16 protein-coding genes and 2 tRNA genes are annotated in these 18,533 nt (G+C 69.1%); 10 read left to right on the top strand and 8 right to left on the bottom strand.

Annotated features, from left to right (window positions below):
- The first annotated feature begins 60 nt into the window (after nucleotides 1–60).
- Nucleotides 61–684, top strand: a complete 624-nt coding sequence (locus CIW48_RS02200) for a ribonuclease D (protein ID WP_149308680.1) — start codon at nucleotides 61–63, stop codon at nucleotides 682–684.
- Between the two features lie 161 nt (nucleotides 685–845).
- Here CIW48_RS02200 and CIW48_RS02195 read toward each other — a convergent pair whose 3' ends face one another.
- On the bottom strand, nucleotides 846–1,484 hold the full coding sequence (locus tag CIW48_RS02195) for a VOC family protein (RefSeq protein ID WP_149308678.1): 639 nt from the start codon (nucleotides 1,482–1,484) through the stop codon (nucleotides 846–848).
- Between the two features lie 219 nt (nucleotides 1,485–1,703).
- Nucleotides 1,704–3,113 carry a type I glutamate--ammonia ligase gene (gene glnA / locus CIW48_RS02190; RefSeq protein ID WP_149308676.1) on the bottom strand — a complete coding sequence of 470 codons (1,410 nt, stop codon included), beginning with the start codon at nucleotides 3,111–3,113 and terminating at the stop codon, nucleotides 1,704–1,706.
- 336 nt (nucleotides 3,114–3,449) lie between these two features.
- Here glnA and CIW48_RS02185 point away from each other — a divergent pair, with 336 nt between their 5' ends.
- Nucleotides 3,450–4,484, top strand: coding sequence for a glutamine synthetase beta-grasp domain-containing protein (locus tag CIW48_RS02185; RefSeq protein WP_012322031.1), 1,035 nt, complete (start codon nucleotides 3,450–3,452; stop codon nucleotides 4,482–4,484).
- Between the two features lie 298 nt (nucleotides 4,485–4,782).
- Here the strand turns inward: CIW48_RS02185 and CIW48_RS02180 are convergent, their stop codons facing one another.
- Nucleotides 4,783–4,962: a DUF2735 domain-containing protein gene (locus CIW48_RS02180; RefSeq protein ID WP_149308674.1), complete on the bottom strand. Its 180-nt coding sequence runs from the start codon at nucleotides 4,960–4,962 to the stop codon at nucleotides 4,783–4,785.
- Between the two features lie 184 nt (nucleotides 4,963–5,146).
- Nucleotides 5,147–5,485: a P-II family nitrogen regulator gene (locus CIW48_RS02175; RefSeq protein ID WP_003600526.1), complete on the bottom strand. Its 339-nt coding sequence runs from the start codon at nucleotides 5,483–5,485 to the stop codon at nucleotides 5,147–5,149.
- A gap of 194 nt (nucleotides 5,486–5,679) precedes the next feature.
- Here CIW48_RS02175 and CIW48_RS02170 point away from each other — a divergent pair, with 194 nt between their 5' ends.
- On the top strand, nucleotides 5,680–7,182 hold the full coding sequence (locus tag CIW48_RS02170; RefSeq protein ID WP_149308672.1) for an NAD(P)H-hydrate dehydratase: 1,503 nt from the start codon (nucleotides 5,680–5,682) through the stop codon (nucleotides 7,180–7,182).
- Here CIW48_RS02170 and CIW48_RS02165 read toward each other — a convergent pair.
- Nucleotides 7,175–8,677, bottom strand: a complete 1,503-nt coding sequence (locus CIW48_RS02165; RefSeq protein ID WP_149308670.1) for a multicopper oxidase family protein — start codon at nucleotides 8,675–8,677, stop codon at nucleotides 7,175–7,177. The genes CIW48_RS02170 and CIW48_RS02165 overlap by 8 nt on opposite strands.
- A gap of 148 nt (nucleotides 8,678–8,825) precedes the next feature.
- On the opposite strand from CIW48_RS02165, the gene CIW48_RS02160 reads away from it, so the two are divergent.
- From CIW48_RS02160 to CIW48_RS02130, 7 genes are all read left to right on the top strand, one after another.
- Nucleotides 8,826–8,910, top strand: a tRNA-Leu gene (locus CIW48_RS02160).
- A 131-nt stretch (nucleotides 8,911–9,041) separates the two neighbouring features.
- Nucleotides 9,042–10,463: a trigger factor gene (tig, locus tag CIW48_RS02155; protein ID WP_149308668.1), complete on the top strand. Its 1,422-nt coding sequence runs from the start codon at nucleotides 9,042–9,044 to the stop codon at nucleotides 10,461–10,463.
- 126 nt (nucleotides 10,464–10,589) lie between these two features.
- Complete coding sequence (locus tag CIW48_RS02150) at nucleotides 10,590–11,216, top strand: ATP-dependent Clp protease proteolytic subunit (RefSeq protein WP_012322036.1); 627 nt, start codon at nucleotides 10,590–10,592, stop codon at nucleotides 11,214–11,216.
- A gap of 184 nt (nucleotides 11,217–11,400) precedes the next feature.
- Entirely contained in the window at nucleotides 11,401–12,672 is a 1,272-nt protein-coding gene (gene clpX, locus CIW48_RS02145) for an ATP-dependent Clp protease ATP-binding subunit ClpX (RefSeq protein ID WP_091712519.1), read from the top strand.
- 248 nt (nucleotides 12,673–12,920) lie between these two features.
- Nucleotides 12,921–15,347: an endopeptidase La gene (lon, locus tag CIW48_RS02140; RefSeq protein ID WP_149308666.1), complete on the top strand. Its 2,427-nt coding sequence runs from the start codon at nucleotides 12,921–12,923 to the stop codon at nucleotides 15,345–15,347.
- Between the two features lie 71 nt (nucleotides 15,348–15,418).
- Nucleotides 15,419–16,141, top strand: coding sequence for an aspartate/glutamate racemase family protein (locus tag CIW48_RS02135; protein ID WP_149308664.1), 723 nt, complete (start codon nucleotides 15,419–15,421; stop codon nucleotides 16,139–16,141).
- 61 nt (nucleotides 16,142–16,202) lie between these two features.
- Nucleotides 16,203–16,278 (top strand) — tRNA-Val (locus CIW48_RS02130).
- Between the two features lie 156 nt (nucleotides 16,279–16,434).
- Here CIW48_RS02130 and CIW48_RS33775 read toward each other — a convergent pair.
- From CIW48_RS33775 to CIW48_RS02115, 3 genes are all read right to left on the bottom strand, one after another.
- On the bottom strand, nucleotides 16,435–16,755 hold the full coding sequence (locus tag CIW48_RS33775) for a hypothetical protein (protein ID WP_246695098.1): 321 nt from the start codon (nucleotides 16,753–16,755) through the stop codon (nucleotides 16,435–16,437).
- A gap of 278 nt (nucleotides 16,756–17,033) precedes the next feature.
- On the bottom strand, nucleotides 17,034–18,047 hold the full coding sequence (locus CIW48_RS02120) for an SDR family oxidoreductase (protein WP_149308662.1): 1,014 nt from the start codon (nucleotides 18,045–18,047) through the stop codon (nucleotides 17,034–17,036).
- 128 nt (nucleotides 18,048–18,175) lie between these two features.
- The coding region (locus CIW48_RS02115) for a cupin domain-containing protein (RefSeq protein ID WP_149308660.1) at nucleotides 18,176–18,533 on the bottom strand (358 nt) is incomplete at its 5' end.

Genomic DNA, 18,533 nt, shown 5'->3' with positions numbered 1-18,533 from the left:
GGCTTGCCGGCCCTTGGCCCCGATGCTACCGGCCGAAAAACCCCGCAAGGTCCGAGAACGATGCCGAGCCCCACCGTCCGTCTCCACCGCGGCGAGCTGCCCGCCGATTACGCTGCGGGCCGGGCGGTGGCCATCGACACCGAGACCCTCGGGCTCAACCCGCACCGGGACCGCCTCTGTGTCGTGCAGCTCTCCACCGGCGACGGCACGGCCGACGTGGTCCAGATCCCGCAAGATGGGCCGGAGCCGGTCGTTCTCAAGCGGGTCCTGGCCGATCCCGGGATCCTGAAGATCTTCCACTTCGCGCGGTTCGACGTGGCGGTCCTGTACAAGGCGCTCGGGGTGATGCCGAGCCCGGTCTACTGCACCAAGATCGCCTCGAAGCTCGCGCGGACCTACACCGATCGGCACGGCCTGAAGGACGTTGTCCGCGAACTCGTCGGCGTCGACCTGTCGAAGCAGCAGCAATCCTCCGACTGGGGGGCCGAGAGTCTGTCGCAGGCCCAGCTCGATTACGCGGCCTCGGACGTCCTCCACCTCCACGCGGCCCGGGCGCGGCTCGACACCATGCTGGCCCGGGAGGGCCGCACCGACCTCGCGGCCGCCTGTTTCGCCTTCCTGCCGACCCGGGCCCGGCTCGACCTCGAGGGCTGGCCCGAAACCGACATCTTCGCGCACACCTGAGGCGGAGGAGCCTGCGCACTTCCGGTGCCGAGTGAGACTTTCCTGTCACCGCACCGCGATGTGTCGCTGGTAGGTTGTGGTCGCCGGTGCTTCCGAGTCCCGGCCAGTCCCTCCTCGCCGGTCACCCACCCGATCAGGCCGGCGAGGAGGGTCCGTCGCATTCAGGTCAGCGTCCGGATGCCCGACGGCGTCGTGATGCGGGCCGTGAACCGGGGGAGGGTGCCCCGTGCGAGGCGCGGCGGGTCGCCGAGGCCCAGCCGCGCATGGAGCGCGCCCACGCCATCGGGATCCGGATGCGCCAGCTCCACCGCCGCGAGACGGGCTCCCAGATCTGGCATCGTCCGGGCGGGATTGCCGGCCGGTCCCCAGGCCATCGCACAGGGCGCAGCACCGTCCGCCGGCCATCCCCCGTCCGGGGGCAGGGCGAAGCGCCAGGACAGGTCGCCGCGGGTCATGGTGGCCGCCGCGCCGAGGAGCGCGCCGTGGGCGGTGAGAACGCTGTCGAGATCGTCCGTGCGGGCGACGAAGCCGCGCAGCCGCCGTCCCGAATCCCAGTCTGCCCGCACCCGCGCGGCGTCGCCGAGGCCGAACCAGCGGGTGCGGGACGGCGGCGGCGCGTCGGGATCGACGGCGATCACCTCCAGGAACAGGGCATCGCCGAGGCGGAGAAGGTGGTTGCGCGTGCCCATCTCGCGGTGGCGGCCCCCCTCCGGCATGGCGAGGCCGAGGCAGTCCCGGACATGCGCCACGCCCTCCGCGAGATCGGGCGCGACGACGACAAGGTGATCGAGGGTGAGCATCGGGCAGGATCCGTGTGACCGCTTGCGCCTCCGCGGCCGGCCGTCGGGCATTCCCCGGACCGCGCGGATCCCGACCCGGCACCCGTCCTGACGGGCGCGCCTCGGATCAGGAGAAGTTGGATGGTGCCGGAACGTCCCCAAGAAAAAGGCCGGGGCCCCGCGAGAGGCCCCGGCCCGGAGAGGGCGCCGGGCCGGGCACCGGGCCCGGCCGCTCTCACCTCACAGCGAGTAGTACTGCACGAACTCGATCGGGTGCGGGGTCATCTCGTAGCGCAGCACCTCGGTCATCTTCAGCTCGATGAACGAGTCGATCTGGTCGTCCGAGAACACGCCGCCCTCCTTGAGGAAGGCGCGGTCCTTGTCGAGGCTGTTCAGCGCCTCGCGGAGCGACCCGCAGACGGTCGGGATCTTCTTCAGCTCCCGCGGCGGCAGCTCGTAGAGATCCTTGTCCATGGCCGGGCCCGGGTCGATCTTGTTGCGGATGCCGTCGAGGCCGGCCATCAGCAGCGCCGAGAAGGCGAGGTAGGGGTTCGCCATCGGGTCGGGGAAGCGGACCTCCACGCGCTTGGCCTTCGGGCTCTTGGTCCACGGGATGCGGCAGGAGGCCGAACGGTTGCGCGCCGAGTAGGCGAGCAGCACCGGCGCCTCGTAGCCCGGCACCAGACGCTTGTACGAGTTGGTGGACGGGTTGGTGAAGGCGTTGAGCGCCTTGGCGTGCTTGATGATGCCGCCGATGTACCAGAGGCACTCCTGGGACAGGCCGGCATACTTGTCGCCCGCGAAGACCGGCTTGCCGTCCTTCCAGATCGACTGGTGGACGTGCATGCCCGAGCCGTTGTCGCCGTAGACGGGCTTGGGCATGAAGGTCGCGGACTTGCCGTAGCTCTGCGCGACGTTGTGGATGCAGTACTTGTAGATCTGCATGTGGTCGGCGAGCAGGGTCAGCGTGTCGAACTTCATGCCGAGCTCGTGCTGGGCCGAGGCCACCTCGTGGTGATGCTTCTCGACCTTCACACCCATCGACTGCATGGCGGCCAGCATCTCGCCGCGCATGTCCTGGGCCGAATCCTGCGGCGGGACCGGGAAGTAGCCGCCCTTGGTCTGGACCCGGTGGCCGAGGTTGCCGCCCTCGTAATCGGTGAAGCCGTTGGTCGGCAGCTCGGTGGAATCGAGCTCGAAGCCGGTGCGGTAGGGGTCGGCAGCGAACTTCACGTCGTCGAACACGAAGAACTCGGCCTCGGGCCCGACATAGATCGTGTCGCCGATGCCGGTCTGCTGCAAGTAGGCTTCGGCGCGCTTGGCGGTGCCGCGAGGGTCGCGGCCGTATGGCTCGCCGGTCGCCGGCTCCAGCACGTCGCACACGATCGACATGGTCGCGGCGGAGAAGAACGGGTCCAGGGTGGCGGTCACGGGGTCCGGCATCAGCAGCATGTCGGACTCGTTGATCGCCTTCCAGCCGGCAATCGAGGAGCCGTCGAACATGGTGCCCTCGTCGAAGATCTCCTCGTCGATGAGCGACACGTCGAACGTGACGTGCTGCCACTTGCCGCGTGGGTCGGTGAACCGGAAGTCCACGTAGCGCACGTCGTTGTCCCGGATCGTCTTCAGCACCTCGGCCGCAGTGGTCATCGTGGGCATCCTCCAGGGATCTTTCAAATCGTCTCTCGGGGCGCACCCGCACGCGGTCGCGTGCACCGGCAAGCGGGGCTTGATATCCGGCGCGGGCGTGCCTTGCCACCCGCCGGGCACCGGAATCGGCTGTCGGATAGAACGATCGACCCGCGAGTTTGCGCGATCTCGCAAGCGTGATCGCGCAATCCCGTTTCTAGGGCAGCGTTGTTCTCCGGCAATGGCCCCTCTGGCACGATCCATGCGAAGGCGGCCGCAGCCGTCGACGAGGCGGCAAGCCGTTCGCGTCTTCCCGGGTTGCCCAGGTCGCGCATCGATACGGACGAGAGAACCGGAATGACCAAATATAAGCTCGAGTACATATGGCTCGACGGGTACACGCCGACCCCGAACCTCCGCGGTAAGACGCAGATCAAGGAATTCGACAGCTTCCCGACCCTCGAGCAGCTCCCGATGTGGGGCTTCGACGGCTCGTCCACCAAGCAGGCCGAGGGCGGCAGCTCCGACTGCATGCTGAAGCCCGTGCGCCATTTCCCCGATCCGGCCCGGAAGAACGGCGTGCTGGTGATGTGCGAAGTGATGATGCCGGACGGCGTGACCCCGCACGAGTCCAACAAGCGCGCGACCATCCTGGACGATGCCGGCGCCTGGTTCGGCTTCGAGCAGGAGTATTTCCTGTACAAGGACGGCCGCCCGCTCGGCTTCCCGGCCTCCGGCTACCCGGCGCCGCAGGGCCCATACTACACCGGCGTCGGCTACTCGAATGTCGGCGACGTCGCCCGCAAGATCGTCGAGGAGCACCTCGACCTCTGCCTCGATGCCGGCATCAACCACGAGGGCATCAACGCCGAGGTGGCCAAGGGCCAGTGGGAGTTCCAGATCTTCGGCAAGGGCTCCAAGAAGGCCGCCGACGAGATGTGGATGGCCCGCTACCTCCTGCAGCGCCTCTGCGAGAAGTACGGCATCGACGTCGAGTACCACTGCAAGCCGCTCGGCGACACCGACTGGAACGGGTCGGGCATGCACTGCAACTTCTCGACCGCGTTCATGCGCGAGCACGGCGGCAAGGCCTATTTCGAGAAGCTCATGGAGGCGTTCAAGAACGCCCGTGAGGAGCACATCGCCGTCTACGGTCCGGACAACCACATGCGCCTGACCGGCAAGCACGAGACCGCCTCGATCCACGAGTTCTCGTACGGCGTGGCCGACCGCGGCGCCTCGATCCGCGTGCCGCATTCCTTCGTCAACAACGGCTACAAGGGCTACCTTGAGGACCGCCGCCCGAACTCCCAGGGCGACCCCTACCAGATCGCCTCGCAGGTGCTGAAGACGATCGCTTCCGTGCCGACCGAGGCCGCCGCAGCCGCGTAAGACGCGACGGGGAGCGTCAGGCTTCCAGACAGAACCGACGAAGCCGGGCCCTCGGGTCCGGCTTCATCGTTTCCGGGACCAGGGAAGGGCCTGGTTCCGACAGGGCCTCTGCGATCAGCGCCCTCATTCCGGGGCGCCGCAGGCAAGCCCCGAACCGGAATGGCACGCCGGTGGCGCGCGACCCGGAACCGCTATGCGTGCAAGGATCCAGCCTGTCTCCGCGTCTGGATCCCGGGCGACGCTGTGCGGCCCCGGGAGGACGGGGCGGTGTCCGGGTTCGGGCGCAGGGTCGCCCGCTTCAGGACCGGCGCGGACGCTCGTCCTCGCGGATCGCGGCCTCGTGGTACCACGCGCCGCCGCCAAAGCTCGGAACGGGTGCGGGCTTCGCGTCCGGAGCGGTCCGGGCAATCCCGCGTGCGCGCCGGAACGCGGACAGATCGTAGATCTTGGCGCTCGCGCGCGGGTCCGTGTCGGCCATCGCACATCCTCCTACATCGGGTTCAAGCGGCCGATCAGGCCGGCCGTTCCCAATGATGTGGGGTGCGGACGACGGCGCTCCAGGGCAGAACGCGCCGATGCCGGACATTCGCGCAGTGCGAAATCTTAGGCAGATGACGAGGGATGAGCCTGCCGGCGGCCCCTGAGCCGCGGAAAGACGGTCGTCAGATCGCGTCCGTGCCGGTCTCACCGGTGCGGATGCGGATCGCCTCCTCGATCGTCGAGACGAAGATCTTGCCGTCGCCGATACGACCAGTCTGGGCCGACTTGCGGATCGCCTCCACGGCGCCCTCGACCAGAGCATCGGACAGGACGATCTCCAGCTTCACCTTAGGCAGGAAGTCGACCACATATTCGGCGCCCCGGTAGAGCTCCGTATGGCCCTTCTGGCGGCCGAATCCCTTCGCCTCGATGACGGTGATGCCCTGGAGACCGACCTCCTGGAGCGCCTCCTTCACCTCGTCGAGCTTGAAAGGCTTGATGATCGCTTCGATCTTCTTCATGCCGCTCGGGCCTGCGCTGCAATGCCTGGCATTTCTAACATCCTCGTGACGCCTCCGCCATGCCGTTTTCGCGGTGTGTCGGACCATAGTGCCTATTTCATGTGCGTTATACGCACATCCTTAGGGCGCTTCCCGGTATTATGGCGCGGATTTAGTCAAGGCTGACCGGTGTGCGGGCAAAAGCGGAGACGGACATGCGGGTGCTGACGGTCGCGGCGATGAAGCGGGTCGATGCCGCGGCGATCGCGGGCGGGGTACCGGGTATCGCGCTGATGGAGGCGGCCGGCGCCGCGGTGGCCGGCCGCGCCCGGGCTCGGCTGCCGGCCGGGGGCCGGGCCGTGGTCCTGTGCGGACCGGGCAATAACGGCGGCGACGGCTTCGTCGCCGCGCGCCTGCTGGCCGATGCCGGCTACGGCGTCGAGCTGTTTCTCCTCGGCGACCGCTCGGCGCTGACGGGGGATGCCGCCCGCGCGGCCCAGGCCTGGACGGGCCCTGTCCAGCGGCCCGATAGCGGCGCGGTCCCGTCCTGCGACCTCGTGATCGACGCTCTGTTCGGGGCCGGGCTGTCGCGCGACCTCGACGGAGCCGCCCGCGCGCTCGTCGAGGCGGTGAATGCCGCCGGGCTCCCGGTGCTGGCCGTCGACGTGCCGAGCGGGGTCGACGGCGACACTGGCGCGGTGCGCGGCGCCGCGATCCGGGCGGTGGAGACCGTGACCTTCGTGACCTACAAGCCGGGCCATCTGCTCGAGCCCGGGCGCAGCCTCTGCGGCCAGATCAGCCTGGCCGATATCGGGACCGGGCCGGAGGCCCTGGAGGCCGGCCTGGCCGCCTGCGCGCCGCTCTTCCGGAACGGCCCCGAACTGTGGGGCCGCGCCATCCCGCATCTCACCGGGGCCAGTCACAAATACACCCGCGGCCACGCCCTGGTCCTGTCGGGGCCGGCCACCAAGACCGGCGCGGCCCGGCTTGCCGCCCGCGGTGCCCTGCGGGTCGGTGCCGGGCTCGTGACCGTGGCGTCACCGGCCCCGGCGCTCGCCGAGAATGCCGCCCACCTCACGGCGATCATGCTGCGGCCCTGCGAGAGCGCCGACGATCTCGACGACCTGCTCACCGACGAGCGCCTGAACGTGATCCTGGCGGGGCCGGGGCTCGGCACCGGCGAGCCGACCCGCGAGCGCGTCGCGGTGGCGGCGGCGGCCGGGCGCGGCCTCGTCCTCGACGCCGACGCGCTGACGAGCTTCGCGGGCCAAGCGCCGCTGCTCGCCGCCCATCTCGCGGATGGCGATGCCCGCGCCGTGCTGACGCCGCATGCCGGCGAGTTCGCGCGGCTGTTCGAGAAGACGGGCGCGGCGGCGGAGGGCGCCGACAAGGTCGCGCGGACCCGCGTCGCGGCCGCGCTCACCGGAGCCGTCGTGGTCCTCAAGGGAGCCGATACAGTGATCGCCAGCCCGGACGGGCGCGCGGCGATCAACGACCATAGCAGCCCCTATCTCGGCACCGCAGGTTCGGGTGATGTGCTCGGCGGCCTGATCGCCGGCCTGATGGCGCAGGGCATGCCACCTTTCGAGGCCGCCGCCGCCGGCGTCTGGCTGCACGGCGATGCCGGCCTGCGCCACGGCCCCGGCCTGATCGCGGAGGACATCCCCGAGCTGATGCCGGCGGTGCTGCGGGACCTCCTTGAGGTCGTCCTCAGGTAACCTCGAACAGGGTCCAGAGGCCGGTATCGAACCGCTCCAGCACGGTGGCACTGATCAGCCAGCGCCCCGGATTGTCGGCCAGGAAGCCGATCCGGGCGGTCCGGCCCTCCAGGAGCTGGAACGTGTCGAGCCAGTAGGGCTCCCAGCCGTCGTCGAGGGGGTGGAGCAGGCGGAAGCAGTGGCCGTGCAGGTGCAGGGCCTGCGGGAAGGCGGTCTCGTTGCGCAGGGCTAGGACCACGACCTGGCCCCGCTTCACCGAGAAGATCGGCTGCAGGCCCGTGACGCCGCTCGCGCCGTTCACCGACCAGATCTTCTGTGGATCGCCCGTGTAGACCGGATCGGCAGCCGGGCCGTCCTTGATCCCGTCCTTGGCCCCGTCCTTGGTCTTCGGCACGAAGGCGCCGCCGGTGATCACCACGTCGCGGCGCAGGGCGTTCTGGAGCTTGATCTCGGCCGGCAGGCGCTTGTTCTCGCCGATCGGCCCGATCGGCGGCCGCTTCTCGGTGATCCGGGCGCCCTTGGTGGTGACGCTCGCGAGCGTCAGGCCCTTCCCGACCAGCGCCTCGATCGTGCATCGGGCGCCTTCCTCCTCCGGCAGGTCGACCATCAGGTCGTAACGGGTGCCGGGCGGAAACGGGAGGGTCGCCCGCAGCGGCTCGAACGTGTCGGTGGGCTGACCGTCGACCGCCGCCACGTAGACCTTCACGCCCTCGAAGCGGAGGCGCGTCGCCCGGGCATTGCACGCATTGCCGAGGCGCAGGCGGACGCGGGCACCCGGACGGGCCTCGAAGGCACCCGGCACGGACTTGCCGTTGACCGTGACGAGGTTGCCGAGGCGCCCATGCGTGGCGGCGAGCGCCGTCTGCCCGAACGGCATCAGGGTGCCGTCATCCTGGAGCCGCCAATCCTGCAGGACGACGCTGACATCGGCATCCACGGCCGGCGGGCTCGTCTCCTCGACGACCAGCATGCCGGCGAGGCCCCGGCCCGAGGGCTCGCTCGCCCCTCCGACGACGAGGGGCCGGATGAGATAGGAGCCGGCATCCGGCGGCGTGAAGACGTAGAGGAACTCGCCGCCCGGCGCGATCGGCGCCTGGGTGACCCCGCCGACGCCGTCCATGGCGTTGACGTTGCGCACGCCGTGCCAGTGCAGCGACAGGGGCTTGTCGGTCCGGTTCTCGACCTTCAGCCGCACCGCCTGCCCGAGCTTCACCCGGATCACGGGCGGCAGGGCCTTTCCGTCGAAGCACCAGACCGGCGTCTCGGGCGCTGGCTCCGGCCTGAACCGCGCCGTGCCGGGCGCTGCCGGAAGAGCGGCGGGGTCCGGTTGTACGGGGGGCGGCACGGGGGCGGGGGCAGCCGGCGTCGCGCCCGGAGCCTGGGCCCGCGCCCCGTCCGGCACCAGCCCGAAGGCGGCAGCCGTGGCGAGAAGCGTCCGGCGCGACGGCGAACCGGCGCGCGAATCGGTCGGCGGCACAGGGCGGGATGGCGGCATGGGATCTCGGCTGCGGCTCGCGACGGGTCCGCTCCTTAGCGGCGCGCGGGCTCCCGCGCCACAGGGGCAAGTTTTTTGCTGCGGGCCCGCCGGCCCATGCTATAGGGCGCGCTTCCGGCGGCCGGCGATGCGCCGGATGTCGGCGCGCGCGGGCGTGGCGGAACTGGTAGACGCGCTGGATTTAGGTTCCAGTGTCGCAAGACGTGGGGGTTCGAGCCCCTCCGCCCGCACCAGGACGTCTGCTGAGGTTGCGGTCCCATCGGGACCCTCCGCCCCGTACCCGACATCTCGGCATCCCGGTCCGCGCGAGCACGATGCCGGTCCGGCCGGCGACCCCAGGTTTCTTTGAAGAGCGACGACGACGATGCAGGTGACCGAGATCAACGCCCAGGGGCTGAAGCGCGAGTTTCAGGTTCTGCTGGCCGCTCAGGAACTCGAGGAGCGCCTGACCACCGAGCTGTCCGGCATGAAGGACAAGGTGCAGCTCAAGGGCTTCCGCCCCGGCAAGGTGCCGGTCGCGCACCTGCGCAAGGTCTATGGCCGGTCGGTGATGGCCGAGGTGGTGCAGAACGCCGTCAACGAGGCCAACCGCCAGATCGTCACCGATAACGGCCTCAAGCTCGCCCTGGAGCCGCAGGTCGAGTTCCCGACCGACCAGGCCGAGGTCGAGAAGGCGCTCGACGCCAAGGGCGACCTCGCCTTCAAGGTCGCCCTGGAGGTGATGCCGAGCTTCGAGCTCGCCGACCTTTCCGACGTCAGCCTGACCAAGCGCGTCGCCAAGCCGTCCGACGCGGAGGTGAACGAGGCGCTGGAGCGGATGGCCGGCCAGAGCCGTCCGTTCTCCGAGCGCGACGAGGGCGCCGAGGCGCAGAGCGGCGACCGGGTGACCATCGATTTCGTCGGCCGCATCGACGGAGAGGAGTTCCAGGGTGGCAAGGGCGAGGGCATCGACCTGGAGCTCGGCTCCGGCTCGTTCATCCCCGGCTTCGAGGAGCAGCTCGTCGGCGCCAAGGTCGGCGACAAGCTGCTCGTGAAGGTGACCTTCCCAGAAGCTTACGGAGCCGAGAACCTCGCCGGGAAGGATGCCGAGTTCGACGTGACCGTCACGAAGATCCAGGCGGCGGGCGAGGCCAAGATCGACGACGAACTCGCCAAGTCGATGGGCATGGAATCCCTGGAGAAGCTCCGCGAGGCCGTGTCGGAGGCGATCGGGCGCGACTTCGAGGCCGCCACGCGCCGCCGCCTCAAGAAGGATCTCCTCGACGCGCTCGACGGCAAGTACGCCTTCGAGCTGCCCCCGTCCCTGGTGGCGCAGGAATTCGCCGCCGTGTGGGCCCAGGTCGAGCAGGACCTCAAGACCCGCGGCAAGACCTTCGAGGACGAGGACACCACCGAGGAGAAGGCCCAGGCCGAGTACCGGAAGATCGCGGAACGGCGCGTCCGTCTCGGTCTCGTGCTTGCGCAGGTCGGCGAGAGCGCCGATATCAAGGTCTCGGACGAGGAGGTGAACCAGGCCCTCATCGCCCGGGTCCGGCAGTTCCCGGGCCAGGAGCAGCAGGTCTGGGACTTCTACCGGAAGAATGCGCAGGCGCTCGCGGAACTCCGCGCGCCCCTGTTCGAGGAGAAGGTCGTCGACCACGTCCTCGGGCAGGTCAAACTCGTCGAGGAGCCCGTCTCGAAAGAGGCGCTTTTCGCAGACGAAGATGACGACGACACGACCGGCGAGAAGCCGGCAGACAAGGCCGAGGCCAAGGACGAGTCCAAGACCGAAGCCAAGGCCGACTGAGTCCCGCTCTGTCCCAGGACGGCGGGCAAGGGTTAGGCGATGGTTAAGCATCGCCGGTGTTCGCTGACATGCCCGGGGCTGCCCTGATTCGCGGCAGCCCCGGGCCTCACTCCGGGGCAGGACGAGATGAGAGATCCGATCGACGTCTACAACAACGCGCTCGTGCCGATGGTCGTCGAGCAATCGAGCCGCGGCGAGCGCGCCTTCGACATCTACTCCCGCCTGCTCCGCGAGCGCATCATCTTCCTCACCGGCCCCGTGGAGGATTACGGCGCGTCGCTGATCGTGGCCCAGCTGCTGTTCCTCGAGGCGGAGAATCCGAAGAAGGAAATCTCCTTCTACATCAACTCCCCCGGCGGCGTGGTCACCTCCGGCCTGTCGATCTACGACACGATGCAGTTCATCCGCTGCCCGGTGACGACGCTCTGCGTCGGCCAGGCCGCCTCGATGGGCTCGCTCCTGCTCACCGCCGGCGAGCCCGGCCACCGCTTCGCCCTGCCGAACGCCCGGATCATGGTCCACCAGCCGTCGGGGGGCTTCCAGGGGCAGGCGACCGACATCCTGATCCACGCCCGCGAGATCGAGGCGCTGAAGCGGCGCCTGAACGAGATCTACGTGAAGCATACCGGCCGCGACTACGACACGATCCACACGGCTTTGGAGCGCGACAACTTCATGACCGCCGACGCGGCCAAGGAGTTCGGCCTCATCGACGAGGTGATCGAGAAGCGCCCGGAACCGGCGGCCGCCTGAGCGCCCCGCGACCCCTGACCGCCGCGGCGTGGCCTTGATCCCGCCGCGGCAGCGTGTTTGCATCCGAGACCGGGCCCTTCGGTCAAAGGCGCGCAGCACACTGTTTCTTTAAACGGGCCCCCTACATTTAAACGATGCGCGTGCGCCCCTAGCCGGCGGCGGACGCGAGGAATCGGAGACCGATATGAGCAAGACTGGCGGCAACGATTCGAAGAGCACGCTGTATTGCTCGTTCTGCGGCAAGAGCCAGCACGAGGTCCGCAAGCTGATCGCCGGCCCGACGGTGTTCATCTGCGACGAGTGCGTCGAGCTGTGCATGGACATCATCCGCGAGGAGTCGAAATCCTCGCTGGTGAAGAGCCGCGACGGCGTGCCGACCCCCAAGGAAATCCGCCGCGTCCTCGATGACTACGTCATCGGCCAGGACTTCGCCAAGAAGGTCCTCTCGGTCGCGGTGCACAATCACTACAAGCGGCTCGCGCACGCGACGAAGCACAACGACGTCGAGCTGGCCAAGTCCAACATCATGCTGATCGGGCCGACCGGCTCGGGCAAGACCCTGCTCGCGCAGACGCTCGCCCGGATCCTCGACGTGCCGTTCACCATGGCGGACGCCACGACGCTCACCGAAGCCGGCTATGTTGGTGAGGACGTCGAGAACATCATCCTCAAGCTGCTCCAGGCCTCGGACTACAACGTCGAGCGGGCGCAGCGCGGCATCGTCTACATCGACGAGATCGACAAGATTTCCCGTAAGTCCGACAACCCGTCGATCACCCGCGACGTGTCGGGCGAGGGTGTGCAGCAGGCGCTCCTGAAGATCATGGAGGGCACGGTCGCTTCCGTCCCGCCCCAGGGCGGCCGGAAGCACCCGCAGCAGGAATTCCTGCAGGTCGACACCACCAACATCCTGTTCATCTGCGGCGGCGCCTTCGCGGGGCTGGAGCGGATCATCTCGCAGCGCGGCAAGGGCACCTCGATCGGCTTCGGCGCGACCGTGCAGGCCCCCGACGACCGCCGCACCGGCGAGATCTTCCGCTCGGTCGAGCCGGAGGACCTTCTGAAGTTCGGTCTCATCCCTGAGTTCGTCGGCCGTCTCCCGGTCCTGGCGACGCTCGAGGATCTCGACGAGGCCGCGCTGAAGAAGATCCTGCAGGAGCCGAAGAACGCCCTGGTCAAGCAGTACCAGCGGCTGTTCGAGATGGAGAACGTCGACCTCACCTTCCAGGACGACGCGCTGTCGCTCGTCGCCCGCAAGGCCATCGAGCGCAAGACCGGCGCCCGCGGCCTGCGGTCGATCCTGGAGACGATCCTGCTCGACACGATGTACGACCTGCCGGGCCTCGAGTCCGTGGAGCAGGTTGTCATTGGCCCGGAGGTGGTCGAGGGCAAATCGCGCCCGCTCTACATCCACGGCGACCGCAACAAGGACGCGCCCGCCAGCGTCAGCGCGTAAGCGCTTGGTAGGGTTGCGTTAAGCGCCCGGCTCAGGCCGGGCGCGCTGCGGGGAACATCTTGAAAACGCTGCACCCCGCAGCCACCTCAGGCTCAGCGCGGTGGCCGCACGCTCCTTCGAGGTCCGGTCCGCGTCGCCAGCCGCAAAGTTAGCGAAATCCCGACCCTCGCGGCCCGGTCGGCCCCTGGCTGTAGGCGCGCCCCATGCATGGAGGCGTCGAACCCGGGCGTCCCTGAGAGGAAGTCAGCATGTCACAGTCGAAATCGCGCCAGCCAGTGGTCCCGGGCACGACGGGCTCCTATGCCGTCCTCCCTCTGCGCGACATCGTCGTCTTCCCGCACATGATCGTGCCCCTGTTCGTGGGGCGTGAGAAGTCGATCCGCGCCCTCGAGGAGGCCGTGCGCACCGACCGCCATATCCTGCTCGCCACGCAGATCAACGCGGGTGACGACGATCCGGCGACGGATGCGATCTACAAGATCGGCACCCTTGCCTCCGTCCTCCAGCTGCTGAAGCTGCCCGACGGCACCGTGAAGGTGCTGGTCGAGGGCGTCGGCCGCGCCAAGGTCACGGGCTTCACCCGCTCGGACGAGTACTACGAGGCCACAGCGGAAGCCCTGCATGACGAGCTCGGCGACCGCGTCGAGGCCGAGGCGCTCGCGCGCTCGGTGCTCTCGGAGTTCGAGAACTACGTCAAGCTGAACAAGAAGATCTCGCCCGAGGTCGTCTCCGCCGTGACCCAGATCGACGAGCCCTCGAAGCTCGCCGACACGATCGGCTCGCACCTGCTCGTCAAGATCTCCGACAAGCAGGGCATCCTGGAGACGCCCACGGTGGCGCAGCGCCTCGAGCGCGTGCTGTCGCTGATGGAGAGCGAGATCTCCGTGCTCCAGGTGGAGAAGCGCATCCGGACCCGCGTCAAGCGGCAGATGGAGAAGACCCAGCGCGAGTACTACCTGAACGAGCAGATGAAGGCGATCCAGAAGGAGCTGGGCGACTCCGAGGATGGCCGCGACGAGTTGGCCGAGCTGGAAGAGAAGATCGAGAAGACCAAGTTCACCAAGGAGGCTCGCGACAAGGCGACGGCCGAGCTGAAGAAGCTGCGCCAGATGTCGCCGATGTCGGCCGAGGCGACCGTCGTGCGCAACTACCTCGACTGGATGCTCGGCATCCCGTGGGGCAAGCGCTCGAAGATCAAGAAGGACCTGCTCGGCGCCCAGGCGCTTCTCGATGAGGACCATTTCGGTCTCGACAAGGTCAAGGAGCGGATCGTCGAGTACCTCGCCGTGCAGCAGCGCGCGAACAAGCTCACCGGCCCGATCCTGTGCCTCGTCGGTCCCCCCGGCGTCGGCAAGACCTCGCTCGGCAAGTCCATCGCCAAGGCGACGGGTCGCGAGTTCGTGCGCATGTCGCTCGGCGGCGTGCGGGACGAGGCCGAGATCCGCGGTCACCGCCGGACCTATATCGGCTCGATGCCCGGCAAGATCGTTCAGTCGATGCGCAAGGCCAAGACCTCGAACCCGCTCATCCTGCTCGACGAGATCGACAAGATGGGCATGGACTTCCGCGGCGATCCGTCGGCGGCGCTCCTCGAGGTGCTCGACCCTGAGCAGAACAGCACCTTCAACGACCACTACCTGGAGGTGGATTACGACCTCTCGAACGTGATGTTCGTCACTACGGCCAACACCCTCAACATCCCGGGCCCGCTCATGGACCGGATGGAGGTGATCCGTATCGCCGGATACACCGAGGAGGAGAAGGTCGAGATCGCGCGCAAGCACCTGATCCCGAACGCCCTGAAGAAGCACGGGCTGGGGACTCACGAGTGGTCGATCGACGACGATGGCTTGATGATGCTGGTCCGCCGCTACACGCGGGAGGCCGGCGTCCGCAACCTGGAGCGCGAGCTGTCCAACCTAATCCGCAAGGCGGTGAAGGAGATCCTGATCACCAAGACCAAGTCGGTCGCGGTGACTCCGGAAACCCTTCCGGTCTTCCTCGGCCCGCCGAAGTTCCGCTACGGCGAGATCGACGCGGACGATCAGGTCGGTGTGGTCACCGGTCTGGCCTGGACCGAGGTCGGCGGCGAGTTGCTGACGATCGAGGGCGTCATGATGCCCGGCAAGGGCAAGATGACGGTCACCGGCAACCTGAAGGACGTGATGAAGGAGTCGATCTCGGCGGCCGCATCCTATGTGCGCTCGCGGGCCATCGATTTCGGCATCGAGCCGCCGCTCTTCGAGCGTCGCGACATCCACGTCCACGTTCCGGAGGGGGCGACCCCGAAGGATGGTCCGTCGGCCGGCATCGCCATGGCCACCGCGATCATCTCGACGCTGACCGGGATCCCGGTGCGCCGCGACGTCGCGATGACCGGCGAGGTGACGCTCCGCGGTCGGGTCCTGCCGATCGGCGGCCTCAAGGAGAAGCTGCTCGCCGCGCTGCGCGGCGGCATCAAGACGGTGCTGATCCCCGAAGAGAACGCCAAGGACATCGCCGAGGTGCCTGACAGCGTGAAGAACGGGCTCGAGATCATCCCGGTCTCGCGGATGGATCAGGTGCTGGAGAAGGCGCTGGTCCGCCAGCCCGAGGCGATCGAGTGGGAGGAGCCGCTGCCGGTGGCCAAGCCCGCCCGGACCGAGGAGGACGGCGCCGCCTTCGTGGCGCACTGAGCCGCCCGACTGATTGAGACGAGCCCCCGGTGCCCTGAGCCCCGGGGGCTTTTTCATGCGCGGAGGTCCGGATGCGCATCCTGCTGATCAACCCGAATACCAGCGCCCATGTGACGGACCTCGTCGCTGGGTCTGTCCAGGCACAGCTCGGCGGTCGTGCGGAGCTGCGCGCCGTCACCGGCCGCTTCGGGGCCCGCTACATCGCGAGCCGCGCCGCTGCGGCCATCGCGGCTCACGCGGCCCTCGACGCCCTGGCGGAGCACGGAGTCGGGTGCGACGCGGTTTATCTGGCCTGTTTCGGCGATCCGGGTCTGCTCGCCCTGCGGGAGCTGTCACGGGTGCCGGTCGTCGGCATGGCGGAAGCGGCCTGCCGTGAGGCTGCCGCAGCCGGCCGTTTCGGTATCGTTACCGGGGGCGCGGCCTGGGAGCCGATGCTGCGGGAATTCGTGGCCACGCTCGGCCTCTCCGAGGTCTTGGCGGCGCTCCACACGGTGGCTCCGAGCGGCGGCGCCATCGCCCGCGACCCGGGCGCGGCCCTGGCGACCCTGGCCGAGGCCTGCCGCGCCTGCGCAGCGTCCGGCGCCGAGCGGGTCATTCTCGGGGGCGCCGGTCTCGCGGGGCTGGCGGCGCGGATCGCTCCGCAGGTGCCCGTTCCCCTGATCTGCTCGGTCGAGGCAGGAACCCGCGCGGTTTTGGCGGCGGCGGGCCCATCCGCGTCGGTCCGGTCGAGCCCAGAACCGATGGAGAGCCTCGGCTTGGCATCGGCTTTGGCGGCGCGGCTCGCCGATCCCTGACGCCGGTTCGAGACACGGACCCTTGCACCTGACGGGTGCTATGCCGTAACGGTCGCCAGCCGGGCGGTTAGCTCAGTTGGTAGAGCGTCTCCTTTACACGGAGAGGGTCGGGGGTTCGAGTCCCTCACCGCCCACCAGCGATCCGGCATCGCCAACTGCCGGAGGCTGCCCCGCTCTCGACAACCACCATTCGGCGGAGGCCTCCGGATACGGCGCGCAGACGCCGCGGTCTGGAAGCTGATCCGTGGGAGCCGAGCCTGAACGATCGGCCTGTCAGGCCTCCGACCGCACCGCTAGGGCCGCCCGCACGACCGCATAGGGCTGGAGAGGTGGTGGAACATGTGGCCGGCGGCCGGCAGGCGCTCGAACCGCGCCCCGGGGATCAGGCTCGCCGCACGCTGGCCGTGCAGCGTGGTGTTGACCACCAGATCGGCGCTGCCGCCCAGGACGTGGACAGGCCGGCGCAGTGACCGATAGCCGAGGGCGCTGCGCGTGAGCCCCGGCCAGAGCCAGCCCGCATCCTCACCCTCCGCGGTGATCTGCGCCGGGCGGCCAGCCCGATCGAAGGGAAAGTCCCGGGCGAAGCGGAGCGGCATCGCCTCAGGGAAGAACATCGCGTTCCACAGGAGCGGCAGGAGCGCCCGGTCGCTGCGCGCGCCCAGCAGGGCGGACAGGGCATTGCCGCCGAACGGACGGGACCGAGCCAGACGTCCTCCAGGTACATCAGCGTGCCGTGGATCCCCGCGAGATCCGGTCCCGTACCGGTCTCAGCGTAGGCGATCGTCCGGTCATCGGCCAGGGATACGATCCGAGGCGGCACGATCCGGGAATCGGCTGCCGGTTCCTGCTCCGGCCGGGTGGGGCCGGGCAGGGTCTCCATCGCGACGGACGCTTACAGGCGCCGCCGGCGTCCAGACGGCGTGCCGAGCACGGCGAAGGCCGTGGCCGCGCCGACGCCGAGGAGGCCGGCCGCCGCTGCAAGAGGATGCAGCGTCGCGCGGGTATAGGCGCTGGTCCGCATGACCGGGACGGGCGGGTCGCCCCGCATCTCGCCCGCCGCCACCGGCGCGTGCAGGGCGCCGTCCGGGTTGCGCGGCGCGCTCTTGCGCTTCTGCAGCGCGATGATCGCCGGGCCGAGATAGTCGTAGGCGCCGGGCGCGAATTCCTTCCCCACCACGAAAGCCTTGCCGGCCCCGCCGACGAAGATGTCGCGCTGCGGGTGAACGGCCGCGTGCAGGATGGCGTTCGCCACCTCCCCAGGCGGGTAGATCGGCGGCGGCAGGCTCGGTTCGCGGTCCATGTAGTTGCGTGCCCGCTGAGGCAGGGGCGTGTCGATCGAGGCCGGCTTGATCAGCGTCACCGAGATCGGCGCATTCTCGTCCATCAGCTCCATGCGCAGGGCATCGGTGAAGCCCTTCACGGCATGTTTCGAGGCCGCGTACATGCCTTGGTAGGGGAAGGCGAGGTCCGAGGCGATGCTGCCGACGTTGATGAGGGCGCCGCCATGCTGCCGCAGATGTTCGGTCGCCACCAGGGATCCGTAGACGGTGCCCCAGAAATTCGTCTGGATCAGGCGCTCGTGGTCGGCGTCGCTGATCTCGCGCAGCCGGCCGTAGATCGAGCCGCCCGCCACGTTCACCCAGGTGTCGAAGCCGCCGAAGGTGGCCGCGGCCCGGTCGGCGACTGCCTGAACGTCGGCCCGCCGGCCGACATCGGCCACGACGTCGATCGCCTTGCCGCCGACGCCCTCGATCTCGGCCCGGATGCGCGCCAGGGCGTCGCCGCTGCGCGCCGCCAGCACCACCCGGGCGCCGCGCGCGGCCGCCATCCGGGCCGTGGCAAGGCCGATGCCCGACGAGGCGCCGGTGATCACGATGACCTGCTCGCGGAGCGGCTTGTGCTTCATGCGGTATCCCCGACGCTGCGGCGCGGCCACACCGGAGCGGCCACGCGCTAGGCTATCGATCGGGGCCGCCGCATGTTCCGGACGTGCATGCGGGTGATCGGGTCGCAGGGGCGTCCGGCCTCGGGCGGCTATCGTCCGTAGATGTCCTCGACGCGGATGATGTCGTCCTCGCCGGTGTAGGAGCCGACCTGGACCTCGATCAGCTCCAGCGGGATCTTGCCCGGGTTGGCCAGCCGGTGCATCGAGCCGATCGGCAGGTAGACCGCCTCGTTCTCGTGGACCAGCACCACCCGCTCGTCGATGGTCACCTCGGCGGTGCCGCGCACCACCACCCAGTGCTCCGCCCGGTGGTAGTGCTTCTGCAGCGACAGCCGCCCGCCCGGCACAACCTGGATCCGCTTCACCTGGAAGCGCTCGCCGAGGTCGATGCGCTGGTACCAGCCCCACGGCCGGTACATCCGCAGATGCGCGTCCGCCTCCGGCGCG

This window comes from Methylobacterium sp. P1-11, from assembly GCF_008329595.1.
In the GTDB taxonomy this organism is placed as follows: domain Bacteria; phylum Pseudomonadota; class Alphaproteobacteria; order Rhizobiales; family Beijerinckiaceae; genus Methylobacterium.
The sequence above is the reverse complement of the archived record's forward strand: the minus strand, read 5'-3'. Positions and strand labels throughout refer to the sequence as shown.

What these genes read in the sequence shown, in the direction of transcription:
- CIW48_RS02195 (WP_149308678.1), bottom strand. Translation starts at nt 1,484, where the DNA reads ATGCTCACCCTCGATCACCTTGTCGTCGTCGCGCCCGATCTCGCGGAG.
- CIW48_RS33775 (WP_246695098.1), bottom strand. Translation starts at nt 16,755, where the DNA reads ATGTTCTTCCCTGAGGCGATGCCGCTCCGCTTCGCCCGGGACTTTCCC.
- CIW48_RS02150 (WP_012322036.1), top strand. Translation starts at nt 10,590, where the DNA reads ATGAGAGATCCGATCGACGTCTACAACAACGCGCTCGTGCCGATGGTC.
- tig (WP_149308668.1), top strand. Translation starts at nt 9,042, where the DNA reads ATGCAGGTGACCGAGATCAACGCCCAGGGGCTGAAGCGCGAGTTTCAG.
- CIW48_RS02135 (WP_149308664.1), top strand. Translation starts at nt 15,419, where the DNA reads ATGCGCATCCTGCTGATCAACCCGAATACCAGCGCCCATGTGACGGAC.
- CIW48_RS02200 (WP_149308680.1), top strand. Translation starts at nt 61, where the DNA reads ATGCCGAGCCCCACCGTCCGTCTCCACCGCGGCGAGCTGCCCGCCGAT.
- CIW48_RS02170 (WP_149308672.1), top strand. Translation starts at nt 5,680, where the DNA reads ATGCGGGTGCTGACGGTCGCGGCGATGAAGCGGGTCGATGCCGCGGCG.
- clpX (WP_091712519.1), top strand. Translation starts at nt 11,401, where the DNA reads ATGAGCAAGACTGGCGGCAACGATTCGAAGAGCACGCTGTATTGCTCG.
- glnA (WP_149308676.1), bottom strand. Translation starts at nt 3,113, where the DNA reads ATGACCACTGCGGCCGAGGTGCTGAAGACGATCCGGGACAACGACGTG.
- CIW48_RS02165 (WP_149308670.1), bottom strand. Translation starts at nt 8,677, where the DNA reads ATGCCGCCATCCCGCCCTGTGCCGCCGACCGATTCGCGCGCCGGTTCG.
- CIW48_RS02185 (WP_012322031.1), top strand. Translation starts at nt 3,450, where the DNA reads ATGACCAAATATAAGCTCGAGTACATATGGCTCGACGGGTACACGCCG.
- CIW48_RS02180 (WP_149308674.1), bottom strand. Translation starts at nt 4,962, where the DNA reads ATGGCCGACACGGACCCGCGCGCGAGCGCCAAGATCTACGATCTGTCC.
- lon (WP_149308666.1), top strand. Translation starts at nt 12,921, where the DNA reads ATGTCACAGTCGAAATCGCGCCAGCCAGTGGTCCCGGGCACGACGGGC.
- CIW48_RS02120 (WP_149308662.1), bottom strand. Translation starts at nt 18,047, where the DNA reads ATGAAGCACAAGCCGCTCCGCGAGCAGGTCATCGTGATCACCGGCGCC.
- CIW48_RS02175 (WP_003600526.1), bottom strand. Translation starts at nt 5,485, where the DNA reads ATGAAGAAGATCGAAGCGATCATCAAGCCTTTCAAGCTCGACGAGGTG.